The following is a 12714-nucleotide window of genomic DNA, read 5'->3' on the forward strand; positions in this document are numbered from 1 at the left end:
TACATTAGTTTCTACGCTGTAATCCGGCGATCGCATGGGGTGGGTGAAAAACCTGCTCCATTTTTTTGTGGCTTTTCCTGTCGCTAGTTCAAGTCAAGGTTCAGTAATGTTCCATAGGTTCACCTAGCTGGGTGAGGCGATCGCTCCCGTGAAAGTCATAGAACTTAAGTATTAATTTTTAGTTCAGCACTCATTTTCAACAGCTCTATGGTTCTGAATCAACGCTACGAGTTGGAGCTGTTAGCCAAGCAAGATTGGTTGCGATTTGGACAGCGTTGGTGCCGTTGACCCATTGAGCCGATCCCCTCAACCCTGGCTTTAGAGAGGTTTTTGACTAATTATGGTCAAGCTTGAAACCAAAACCGAGCCCATGATTCTCAACATGGGGCCACATCATCCCACCACCCACGGCTGCTTTCGCTTAGTCGTAACCCTGGATGGCGAAGAGGTGGTAGATTGCGAACCCGTGATTGGTTATCTGCATCGCGGCATGGAAAAGATTGCTGAGAACCGTACCAACCTCATGTACGTGCCCTACGTCAGTCGTTGGGACTATGGGGCGGGCATGTTTAATGAAGCCGTGACGGTGAATGCACCCGAAAAGCTGGCAGATATCCCAGTGCCCAAGCGCGCCAGCTATATCCGGGTGATCATGCTGGAACTAAACCGCGTTGCCAATCACTTACTGTGGCTGGGGACGTTCGCGCATGATTTAGGATTGGGTACCCAACCGATTTGGATTTTTCGCGAGCGAGAAATGATTTATGACCTGTGGGAAGCCGCGACTGGTTACCGCATGGTCAACAACAACTACTTCCGCATCGGCGGAGTGGCCGCTGACTTACCCTACGGTTGGATAGATAAGTGCCAAGACTTTTGTGATTACCTAGGGCCACGCTTAGAAGAGTACGAGCGGGTCGTAACCAACAACCCAATCTTCCGCCACCGGGTTGAAGGTGTGGGCACGATTGGTCGAGCCGAAGCGTTGAACTGGGGACTTTCTGGCCCCATGTTACGAGCGACTGGCGTGAAATGGGATCTCCGCAAAGTTGATCACTATGAGTGTTATGACGACTTTGACTGGGACGTGCAGTGGGCGACAGAAGGAGATTGCTTTGCTCGCTACCGCGTCCGTTTAGGGGAAATGCGCGAGTCGATCAAAATCTTGCACCAAGCGATCGCGGGATTACCCGGTGGCCCTTACGAAAACCTAGAAGCCCAAAGAATCACTGCAGGCCCAAAATCTCAATGGAATGAGTTTGACTACCAATTCATTGGCAAGAAAATCGCTCCCACCTTTAAAGTTCCTGCCGGAGAGCACTATGTCCGAGTCGAGAGCGGTAAAGGTGAATTGGGTGTCTATTTAATTGGGGATGATAGCGTTTTCCCTTGGCGTTGGAAAATTCGCGCCGCTGATTTCAACAATCTGCAAATCTTGCCTCACTTATTACGTGGAGTCAAAATCGCTGACATTATGGCAATTTTGGGCAGCATCGACATCATTATGGGTTCAGTCGATCGCTAATTCATGTGGCTCACTGCATCAGAAAATGTTGATGGTTCCTATAGTGGCTTCTAGGAGAGTTTTTTACCTTGGCCGCAGAAACATCTCCCAATCTCAGGAAAACGCATTTTCGTAGCAGAGGCAGTCATGAATTCGATTGGATACCGTTTGGAGCAGTACACAATCAAACGCCCGCAAGAAGTTTTGATTGTCCATGCCGAAGTTGAGGGAGAACCAGACGAAATTACAATTTTTAAGGGCTTTTCCAGTTCCCTCGTGCGCCCTACCGCTTTTGATCCCGAAGTGCCGATGTTACCGGAGGGGGCCAAAATTGTGGCGATCGATCGCCTAAAGAGCCCTTATACACCCCAATCCCCGGTTTATTTAGCCCAAGGGCTAACTTGGGATCAGATGCAGGTTTTGTTATCCCAGGTAGGCGTTTAGCTTGCTACTTTACGTAAAGATAACTAGTTAAGTTTAAGAATCGGTGAATTACTTACGGATTTTCCGTAATTCCTCCGAAGTAGGGTGAAGATACGCTCTAACCTCTTTCTGTGCCTCAAGGCCTATGCAGGTTCAAAACCCCAGTTCTCCTCATAGCTACGAAATCGCGGTGCCTCAGCCGCATCTATCCAAGCGATCGCTCACTTCCGAAGCAAGTTTTCAGAGGGTGAAGCAGTGGGTGCATGGCGCAAGCATTCGTCGCAAAATTGGCTCTGGCTATGCAGTCGCGATCGGGGTAGCCCTGCTAGGCACAACTGCTGGGTTAACGGTGGGAGACTACTACCAAAACCAAGCGCAGAAACAACTCACTCGCGCTGTAAAGCAAGAGCAACTGCTGAGTGAGCTGCAACGCAATGTATTGCATATGCGCTTGCACCACCACGAGTTTGTGCCGCTCCTAGAGAAACCCGCACTGTTTGAGGCTAAGCACGATCATTTCCTCAGCCATATTGATAAAACTCAAAAGATTCTGCCAAGCCTGCAATCTGTAGCTGCAACTGAGAATTCACCTACTCTCACCCAATTTTTGCAATCAAGTCAGGGGATCGTGCGTGACTACTTCCAGCAAATGGAGGTGTTTCTAAGGGAGACAAATCCCCAAAAGCTTTCAACTACAGAACTCAAAGCTAGGCAGGCTTGGTTGCTTCAGTTTTCTACTAGCGCAGCTTCGCTCAGGTTTGATGGTCTTTTAGATAACTTAGTTCAACTGATTGAAAGCAACCGTCAGGAACAGCAGCGGGCAGAAGTGGCTTTAGCCGATGCCAAAACCCTGCGGACTGAAATCATTGCCCTGAGCATGGTGCTTTCCGTTAGCATTGCGGCTATTTTGGCAGTTTTGACGAGTCGGGCGATCGCTCGTCCCCTAGAGTCTGTCACCAAGGTAGCTCAGCGAGCCACTAAGGAATCGAACTTTGAGCTGCAAGCGCCCATTACCACCCAAGATGAAGTCGGCTTGTTAGCAGCGGCCTTGAATGGGTTGATGCAATGCGTCACCGAGCATACCCACGAACTGCAAACCGTACATCAAACGCTAGAGAAACGAGTAGAAGAACGCACAGCAGAGCTTTGGCGCAAGAATGAACAGTTGGCAGAGGCTCACGACCACCTGCAACAGTTGAATGGCGAGCTGGTATCTCAAGCTCATGAGCTACATCAAGCCCTGCAAGAGCTACGTCAAACCCAAGCTCAGTTGATTCAAACCGAGAAAATGTCGAGCTTGGGCCAAATGGTGGCAGGATTTGCCCACGAAATCAATAATCCCATTACTTTCGTGGCAGCCAACCTCAACTATGCCAACACCTATATGACGCAATTGATTAGCCTGGTGCAGCTTTATCAGCAGCAATATCCTCATCCTCCTGCGGTTCTCCAAGCACAAATTGCTGATTTAGATGTTGGGTTTGTAGTGGATGACTTGCCTAAAGTTTTGACTTCGATGCAAGCGGGAACTGATCGGATTCGCCAACTCGTTCTATCGCTGCGTAACTTTTCGCGCTTAGATGAAGCAGAGATGAAGCCAGTCGATATCCATGAAGGTATCGACAACACACTGTTAATCCTCAATCATCGGCTGGCTCCAGAGATTTCAATTGTCAAGCAATACAGCAAGCTGCCCTTAGTGGAGTGCTATCCAGCACAGCTCAATCAAGTGTTCATGCATCTGCTAAATAATGCGATTGATGCACTGTTATCTGATGCACTGGTATCGCCATCAAATCAGGCGAGGAAGCAAATTACCATTGAAACTGAGGTACTGAAATTTAATCAAATAAAAATCTGTATTGCAGATAACGGTCCAGGTATTTCCAGCGAGTTCAGTAGCAAACTATTTGATCCGTTCTTTACCACCAAACCCGTGGGACAAGGCACAGGATTAGGCTTAGCGATTTGCTACCAAATTATAGAAAAGCATCACGGCAAAATTGAGGTTGCTTCTGAGATAGGGCGAGGCGCAAAGTTTATGATTACCTTGCCAATTCAAGCGATTTCTTCTGCTAATTCAGCGGCATTGCCAGCGAAGGAATTTGTTGAAGCGATCTCAACAAGCTAGGGACGACCCAAGCCGCTCCTCAATGACTTTGCAGATGCAGGTTACAACCCTAATCCAAGTGGCGATCGCGTTTTAGATCGTGCTTGCACTAGCTAATACGACACATACAGCAACCGTCTATTCCTTGGTTTAGGGTAATAGTAATGTTCAAACTTTACTATTTGACTAAAAAATATTTTTCTCCGGAAATGCACTCGGTAGCGCGTTACTTAAACGTATGAACTGAATATTTTGAAAAATCCTACAGATTCATAGCTGGACTGTACACTTTATGCTCTTGGCAGTAGAGCAGCCTCTGAGGGAAAGTGCTATTCTCCACTGTGAGTGTGTTGTGAGTGGAGTGCTTAAATTTATGGTCACATCCCCTGCCCGGACGCAACGTCCTAGCCTAGCTTCGATTTCGATTTCAAAGGTACAGTCTGCCCCCTCTGAACCCACAATTCAAAAACAACCGCTTCAACTCAACCTACCAGCTACTCCGCTATTTGGTACTGATGGGATTCGAGGCCATGCGGGTGATTTGTTGAGCGCTCCTTTAGCGCTACAAGTGGGTTTTTGGGCAGGTCGTGTATTGCAATCTCACACGACTGGATCAGGCCCAATTATTTTAGGTCAAGATTCCAGAAATTCTAGCGACATGTTAGCAATGGCGCTCTCTGCGGGCTTGACCGCTGCTGGCCTAGAAGTTTGGAATTTAGGGCTGTGCCCTACTCCCAGTGTTGCTTATCTGGCTCAAACCACCGGGGCGCTGGGTGGTGTGATGATTTCAGCCAGCCACAATCCTCCAGAAGATAACGGCATCAAGTTTTTTGGCCCGGATGGAGCCAAGCTACCCCTAGCAGTCCAAGCTCAAATTGAAGCGGCGATCCGAGGTAATGCGGTAGATGTGAAGCCGCAACTCCAGGGTGGCGATCGCTGGGGACAGCACTACCATCGGCCAGAACTATTGAGCAAGTATGTGGAGTCGCTACACAAGCCGCTACTTCCAGCCGTGAACTTGCAAGGCATGCGGATTGTCTTGGATCTCGCTTGGGGTGCAGCCGCGAACTTAGCGCCTGAGGTATTTACGGCGATGGGTGCTGAGGTGATTTGTCTCCACGACAGTCCAGACGGCGATCGCATTAACGTTAACTGCGGTTCCACCCATCTTGACCCGCTACGGGCAGCAGTGAAGCAGCATAACGCTCATATCGGCTTTGCCTTTGATGGTGATGCCGACCGAGTGCTGGCCGTGGATGCTCAAGGCCGCACTGTGGATGGGGACTACATTCTATATTTCTGGGGCCAAACGCTACGTCAAGCGCAAGAGTTACCCGGCGACACCATCGTTTCGACGGTAATGGCAAACTTGGGCTTCGAGCGGGCTTGGGAAAAACAAGGCGGTAAACTGCTGCGTACTGCCGTAGGGGATCAATATGTCCACGCCGAAATGCTGCGCCAAGGTGCCATGTTAGGCGGCGAGCAATCGGGGCACATTCTCTGTCGGCACTATAGCGTCAGTGGGGATGGCCTCCTAACTGCTTTACACCTAGCAGCTCTAGTGCGAGGGGCAGGTACTTCTTTGGCGGATTTAGTCGATCAAAGCTTCCAAACTTATCCCCAGTTCTTAAAGAATGTGCGAGTTGAGGATCGCGATCGCCGTTTGAACTGGCAAAACTGTGATGGTTTGCAGAATGCGATCGCTCAAGCCGAGGCCCATATGGGAGACCAAGGCCGAATTTTAGTTCGAGCCTCTGGAACCGAACCTGTGATTCGAGTCATGGTAGAAGCGGCTAGTGCCGAGTTGGCATCTTACTGGACAGACAATCTAGTTTTAGCTGTACAAGAGCATTTGACTTAGCACTACTCAGAGTTTATTTTTTTTGCAGCACTGGTAGCGGCTCGATGGTTTGCTAGGAAATAGAGGGTTGTTGAAAGCAGCGAAAGCTACTACAGCAACCCTCTATTCTTGGATTTGCCGAGTCTGATCTTGAAAAAAGCTTTTTTGTGTGCAAAAAAGTACGTCAATATTAAGTTTTTCTAAGGTTAATGGGGTCAGTTGTTTAAAGCCTTCTTAAAGCCAAGCCAAACAGTCGCCGGATCAGAAGCCCAGATGCCACAATTGGTAGGCCCCTCTCCCTACTGCTGATGCCGATACCCTAGCTGTTTCTCAACTTTATTTGGGGTTCTCGCAGAAAGAATCTACGCAATTGGTACAACCCTCTACATTGCCTCTGAAACTACCGCTAGTTTCTCCGCCGGAAAATGCCACTATATTGATTGACCTAATTAGTTGTGGCTCCGCGTCGAGGCTCCGAGTCAAAGTTAAGGAGAGGATCAGCCTCATAGTTTTGCTATGCCCAAATCAAAACTGAAGTCAAAGCAAAAAGCTCTCAATGACGAAGCCCCGCCGCTAACGATGAAGGAGCGGTTGGCTCAGAAACGAAAAGCTGCCCAAGCCCGGAAAGAACTCGTTAACTACACAATTTTTGCCCTTTTACTGTGTGCAGTTGCGGGCTTATGTTTCGGTGTAATTAATGAAGATCCGAAGCCAGGAATTGGCTTAACTGTGGGTCTGCTTTGCCTCAGCCTGTCATTTAAGTATCCGCGTCAGGCAATGTGGGGATTTCTCATCTACCTACCCTTTGGCGGAACGATCACCTATGCGATTGGCAATAGCCCTTTGCTCCAGTTGGCTAAGGACGCTTTCTTTATCCCAGCTCTCATTGGCACTATTCAGTACTGTCGGCGCGAGCGTCTGCCTTTTCTAATTCCTAAGCAGCTCATGCCAGCATTGGGAATTTTGTTGGCCTATTGTTTACTAGTTCTAGCTTTTATTAACGGCTCGCAACAGATGGCGGCTAATGGAGCCGAGCAGCCATTTGCAATGGGAATTTTGGGCCTCAAGGTTTTGATGGGCTATATCCCTTTAATCGTCTGTGCTTATTACTTAATCCGAGACAAAAAAGACCTCCATTTCCTGCTGCGCCTGCATGTTGTGTTGATTTTGGCATGTTGCGGTCTTGCCTTCATTCAATACACTTTCCTCAAGACAGGCCGTTGTGCTGGAACGATAGCCTCAGGAGCATCTCTCTTCAAAGCCTCTCTAGACGCAAGATGCTTAGTTGGTGGCTCTCTGCTATATAGCCCTGAGCATGGGCAGATCCGCCTACCTGGAACCTTTGTTGCCCCGTGGCAATGGGGTTGGTTTCTCATTTCCAGCGGGTTTATCAGCTTTGCTGCGGCCTTCAGCGATCCCTCATTTGTTTGGCGAAATGCTGGGTTGTCAGCAATGGCAGCAACCTTCATTATGTCTACCTTATCGGGCCAAAGAATTGCGTTAGCACTGGTGCCAGTGACCACAGTGATTCTGCTAATCCTTACGGGACAAGTCACTAACCTCAAACGCTTTATTCCCATAGGCGCAGGCTTAGGTCTGATTTTGAGCGTTGCGATGGCAGCCAATCCGGAGGTCGTCCAAGAGCGGATTACTAGTTTTCAAGGACGATGGGAAGCTTCACCCCCTCAAGCCTTCATCATGCAGCAGTTTGAATATGCCGCAGAGCGATCTGGTTTTTTAGGCAAGGGTTTGGGGCGAGCTACGAATGCGGCCCGCTCTTTGGGCAACTCGGAACTCATTGAAACCTATTACCCTAAATTACTTTACGAAATTGGGCCGCTGGGAGTGCTGGCTTTTTTGGTAGTAGCGATCAGCTTGACCATTATTACATTTAAGGCTTATCGCTCTGTGCGCGATCGCAGTTTGAGAAGTTATGGAGCTAGTTTCTGGGTTTTCATCTTATTCATTAGCTTCAATACTTACTACTACCCCTTAGATGTAGACCCAGTGGCTGTTTACTACTGGTTTTTTGCTGGCGTGATTTTGAAGTTGCCAGAATTAGATCGCCAGGAAAAATTACTTAAAGAAGCCTCGGAGGATTTGGTTAGTAAGAAGAAAGGTAGGCGATCGAAAAAAGCAACAGCAACTTTATAAGGAAATCAACCGCCGTGAATTGTGAAACTAAAGTGGTTAGAAAGAGATTAGATTGGATTGACCAAACCAAGGGAATTGCAATCTTAGCAGTTATCTTATTCCACTTTTTTCAAAACTACCCTGAGCGCTTTGATTTAGTCGTCGCTTTGGATCGAAATGGGGCTCGTTTCGGCTACGCTGCGGTTGATATCTTTTTTGTCATGGCTGGGTTTAATACCAGCTATGCTTTAGCCTCAGCTTTGAAAACAGCTAATTTAACTGAGATATCGGTAGATTGGAAATTGTGGTTAAAGAAGCGAATCTCTCGGCTGTATCCTACTTATTTTCTGGCGGTTGTATCTAGTTTGATGCTCTATCAGTGGTTCGGCCACTTAAAAATCAACTCGATTCAGAACTTTATCCTGAGCTGTATTGGTTTGGCAGGTTATGAGTTTCAATCGATCAACCCTGGCTTTTGGTTTTTTACAGTCATCCTAGAAGCTTATTTAAGCATTCCTCTAATTTTCTATTTTTGCCGAGGGCAGACAGTCAAGATTTTGGGCTTAGGGATTTTAGTTGCTGCCCTAACTAAGGCTCTTTGTTGGGTTCTACCTCAGAGTTCACCGAGTTTCTGGTTTTTATTGCAAAATAACTTCTTGGGTAGCTACTTTTTTCAACTTTGCCTTGGTTTGTACTGGGGGGTTGTTTACTTTGAGAAGCAATCCTTTAGGAGAATTGATTGGCTAGCGGCTATTGGTACTTTTGTGATTGGTATTGTAATTTGTGCCGGAATGGTTTTGGGCAAAGCTAACATCACTTATATGTTTGGGTTTGATGTGCTACTCTCGCCAATTCTATTCTTGGGACTTTATGCGCTTCTCCAATTCTTGAGCCAATGGCGATCGCTACAGTGGGGTATGAGCTTTCTTTCGTTATTAGGACTTTACTCATATCAACTATATTTAATTCATCAACCGCTTTTTGTGGTGGCTTTGCGTAGACTCAATCAGTTGCTTGATTTGCCCCCTTATCTTCAACTCGGCTTCTCTGTTTTAGTAGTAGGTTTGTTACTTACTATTTATGGATTTTTATTTGTTAAAACAGAAGTTTTTATTCGCAAACAGACTAGAAAATTAGTGAGTAGTCAAGCTTAGATGACCAACCAAACTGAAACTGCAATGAAAAATTCAGATGTTATGGCTTGGCCTTTAATCTCGGTGATTGTTCCCACCTATTGTCGTGAGGAGGCTTTGCGAGACACACTAGTAGATGTCATGGCGCAGGACTACCCTAACTTTGAAGTGTTGGTGGTAGACCAAACTCGTACCCACGAGCCTGCGACTGAAGCCTACTTGGAGCAACTAACCACAGCAGGCAAGATTCAGTGGTTCCGGGTGGATTGGGCGAGTTTACCAGGAGCGCGAAACTACGCTGTACGGCGTTCTACAGGTGACATTATTTTGTTCATTGATGACGATGTGCAGCTTACGCCTGGTTTTCTAGCGACGCATGCTCGCAACTATGTGGAACAACCAGATGTGGGGGCTGTGGCGGGTCGTGTCTTCGATCGCATGAAGCTGACTGAGTCGAAGAAAACTCGCGTCATTGAATATTTGCCCCCCGAAGCGATGGACCCAGGAATAGCCTGGTATCACATTGATTTGGTTCACACGATTAAACCTCAGCAAGTGTTGACCGCGAGAGGCTGTAATATGTCCTTTCGGCGGGAGTTATTTGAGCAGCATGGCCTGCACTTTGATGAGCGCTTTCGAGGTAGCGCTGTGCGAGAGGAGTCTGACTTTTGCTTGCATATTCGCCAAACGGGCTACCGCATTTGGTACGACCCAGAAGCTCATCTGGTGCATTTAGGAGAAGAAACGGGAGGTTGTCACGATATCAGCACGCGATCGCTGCAATATCAACTCACTTTCTACCACAACCACTTCTTGCTGGGGCTGAAGAATCTCACCCCGATCCAAGCTCTAAGCTTGTTCGCTCGCCTATTTGACTGTCACGTGCTAGGTCGGCCACCTTGCCACAAGAGCGGTTCTCCCCTAAAGATCCTAAGTCGCGCGGGGTTCTATTTCTTAGGATTCCTGAGTGCTGTTTGGACTTTGATTAAATCTATCTGGGATGATGGTCAAACCTATACACGCTTGGATCAGAACGCTAGAGTGACCCAAGCATCCGTTGCCAACCAATCGTTAGATGAACAAGCTACAGCTGTTAGCTCCATGAAGTCTTAGCAGATTTGGTTCAGGCTAAAAGGTAAAGGTAGGGTTCAACGAGTAAATTCTAAACAGCCATGAGAATTTTAGTAGCTAGCCATACCTATATCGTTGATCTCAATTGTGAGAAGTTGCGATCGCTGGCCCGATTAGCGCCAGATGTTGAAGTAACGATTGTGGTGCCTCAACGTTGGCGGCCTGGAGGTGTGCAAAATACCATTATCGAAACTCAGCCTCGTCAAGAGGGTCCGTTCCGGATTGTCCCGGTTTCCAATTTGAGCCAGAACAATCAAGGACTGCTTTGTTTTGGTCAAGATCTGGTCACGTTGCTACGCCAGTTTCGACCCCAAATCATTCAAGTAGAGCAGGGATCAAAGGCGATCGGCTATAGCCAACTGATTACGCTAAACCGTCTGCTAGGCCTAAAAGCTAAAAACCTATTTTTTACTTGGTGGAATCTACCTTACAGCCTCAAGTTTCCTATTTCCGCCATTGAGGCTTATAACTTGCGCCATACCGATGGGTTGGTGGCTGGAAATCAGGATGGCGTGGAAATCTTGCAGCAACATGGTTACAAAGGCCCTGCCCGTGTGATGCCGCAATTGGGAGTGGATGAAACTTTATTTCGACCGCAACCTCAACCAGAACTAGCGGCTCAGCTTGGCATTCAGCCGTCTGAGTTTGTGGTGGGTTTTGTCGGGCGCTTTGTGGAAGAAAAAGGGCTGCTAACCCTAGGGAAAGCCTTAGCAGGTTTGCGCGATCGCCCCTGGAAATGGATGCTCTTAGGCCGAGGGCCACTAAAAGATACTCTCTTAAACTGGGCCCAGCAAGAAGGCTTAGCAGATCGGTTGATTTGGGTGGAGAGTGTCCCGCACGATCAGGTGCAGCGGTACATCAATTTAATGAGCACCTTGGTGCTGCCTTCGGAAACCACCTATCAATTCAAAACCTTAACCTCGGTGGGCTGGAAAGAGCAATTTGGCCATGTGTTGATTGAGGCAATGGCTTGCCAAGTTCCGGTGATTGGCTCGGATTCGGGAGAAATTCCTTATGTGATTGGGGATGCGGGCTTGGTCTTCCCGGAAGGAAATGCCGAAGCGTTGCAAGATCGCTTGCGGCAGTTGATGGAGCAACCAGAGCTGGCAACCAACTTGGCGAAGCGAGGGTACGAACGAGTCCTTAACCAGTACACCAATCACGCTTTGGCTAGCCAGTTATTGAGCTTTTACAAGGAGTTGCTTGCCGCGTGAACCAGCCTCTGCGGGTTTTGCAAATTGTGCCTTCCATTTCGCTAGTGTACGGAGGGCCCAGCCAGATGGTGTTGGGGTTATCCGGTGCCCTAGCAGCTCAGGGTGTAGAGGTGACGATCCTGACTACGGATTCTAATGGGGATGCGGGCCAGGCTCCCTTAGCGGTGCCCCTCGATCGCCCTGTAGAACAAGATGGCTATCACATCCGCTACTTTCGTTGCTCACCCTTCCGCCGCTACAAATTTTCTTTGGGCTTGCTGCAATGGCTCGCTCAACAGGCTCACTCCTTCGACTTGGCCCATATTCACGCCTTGTTCTCTCCGGTGAGTACAGCGGCAGCGACAATTGCGCGATCGCAAAAGTTGCCTTATCTACTGCGTCCCTTGGGAACCCTTGACCCTGCTGACCTACGTAAGAAAAAGCAGCTAAAGCAGGTTTATGCAGCGTTACTAGAGCGGCCTAATTTGGCAGGGGCTGCGGCAATACATTTTACGAGTGCTCAAGAAGCCAAAGTTTCTGAGCGCTTTGGGCTGACCACTAAAGATTTAGTCATGCCCTTGGGTGTGAGCTTACCGAAGCTGTCTGCTCACCCCGAAGCGATTCGCGCTCAGTTAGGTATTCCTAGCGATCGCCCCCTGGTTTTGTTCATGTCCCGAATTGACCCCAAAAAGGGATTGGATCTGCTGTTACCTGCTCTAGAAAATTTGCTGGCAGAAAAAATCGAATTTCATTTTGTTCTAGCAGGTGGAAACCCCCAAGATCCAGATTATGAAGCGGCGATTCGGAGCCAAATTCAAGCTTCCTCGCTCGCTCCCCACACGACGGTAACTGGGTTTGCCTCTGGGGAAACGAAAGCTGCCTTGCTGCAAAGTGCTGATTTGTTTGTGCTGCCGTCCTACTACGAAAACTTTGGCATTGCGGTGGCGGAAGCGATGGCAATGGAAACGCCTGTGGTGATTTCAGACCAAGTGCATATCTGTGAGGAAGTGCGGCAGGCAGAGGCAGGTTGGGTCGGACCTTGCGAGGTAGCAGCTTTAACTCATTTGCTCAAGGATGCTTTGAAGGGTGCGTCTGAGCGCCAACGTCGAGGCCAACGAGCAAAAGCCTATGCTTTGCAGCACTATAGCTGGCCTGCGATCGCTCAACAAATGATTCAGTCTTACCAAAAAATTTTGGCGACAACCGCACGCTAGTTTTTGCTGAAATAGCTCGTGAATGGATTGCAC

At 48.3% G+C, this 12714-nt stretch carries 9 protein-coding genes; all 9 read left to right on the plus strand.

The window, feature by feature from the left end; all coding sequences use genetic code 11:
* Positions 1-340: 340 nt before the first annotated feature.
* The 9 genes from H6F68_RS12680 (at position 341) to hpsP (ending at position 12681) form a co-directional block, all read left to right on the plus strand.
* Entirely contained in the window at positions 341-1525 is a 1185-nt protein-coding gene (locus H6F68_RS12680) for an NAD(P)H-quinone oxidoreductase subunit H (protein WP_190559465.1), read from the plus strand.
* A gap of 126 nt (positions 1526-1651) precedes the next feature.
* The gene (locus H6F68_RS12685) at positions 1652-1948 is read left to right on the plus strand and encodes a hypothetical protein (protein ID WP_190559467.1); all 297 of its coding nucleotides are present in this window, start codon (positions 1652-1654) and stop codon (positions 1946-1948) included.
* 124 nt (positions 1949-2072) lie between these two features.
* Positions 2073-4058: a sensor histidine kinase gene (locus tag H6F68_RS12690; RefSeq protein WP_190559469.1), complete on the plus strand. Its 1986-nt coding sequence runs from the start codon at positions 2073-2075 to the stop codon at positions 4056-4058.
* Between the two features lie 352 nt (positions 4059-4410).
* Positions 4411-5898: a phosphoglucosamine mutase gene (gene glmM, locus H6F68_RS12695; RefSeq protein ID WP_190559471.1), complete on the plus strand. Its 1488-nt coding sequence runs from the start codon at positions 4411-4413 to the stop codon at positions 5896-5898.
* Positions 5899-6393: 495 nt separating this feature from the next.
* Positions 6394-8031, plus strand: coding sequence for a hormogonium polysaccharide biosynthesis protein HpsL (gene hpsL / locus H6F68_RS12700; protein WP_190559473.1), 1638 nt, complete (start codon positions 6394-6396; stop codon positions 8029-8031).
* A gap of 14 nt (positions 8032-8045) precedes the next feature.
* On the plus strand, positions 8046-9164 hold the full coding sequence (locus H6F68_RS12705; RefSeq protein WP_190559475.1) for an acyltransferase: 1119 nt from the start codon (positions 8046-8048) through the stop codon (positions 9162-9164).
* Between the two features lie 24 nt (positions 9165-9188).
* Positions 9189-10256, plus strand: a complete 1068-nt coding sequence (gene hpsN / locus H6F68_RS12710) for a hormogonium polysaccharide biosynthesis glycosyltransferase HpsN (RefSeq protein WP_242065475.1) — start codon at positions 9189-9191, stop codon at positions 10254-10256.
* A gap of 59 nt (positions 10257-10315) precedes the next feature.
* Positions 10316-11488, plus strand: coding sequence for a hormogonium polysaccharide biosynthesis glycosyltransferase HpsO (gene hpsO / locus H6F68_RS12715; RefSeq protein WP_190559477.1), 1173 nt, complete (start codon positions 10316-10318; stop codon positions 11486-11488).
* On the plus strand, positions 11485-12681 hold the full coding sequence (gene hpsP, locus H6F68_RS12720) for a hormogonium polysaccharide biosynthesis glycosyltransferase HpsP (RefSeq protein ID WP_313930107.1): 1197 nt from the start codon (positions 11485-11487) through the stop codon (positions 12679-12681). Before hpsO ends, hpsP begins: the two co-directional genes overlap by 4 nt.
* Positions 12682-12714 lie beyond the last annotated feature (33 nt).

The sequence above is a fragment of the Trichocoleus sp. FACHB-262 genome, assembly GCF_014696035.1.
In the GTDB taxonomy this organism is placed as follows: Bacteria; Cyanobacteriota; Cyanobacteriia; order FACHB-46; family FACHB-46; genus Trichocoleus.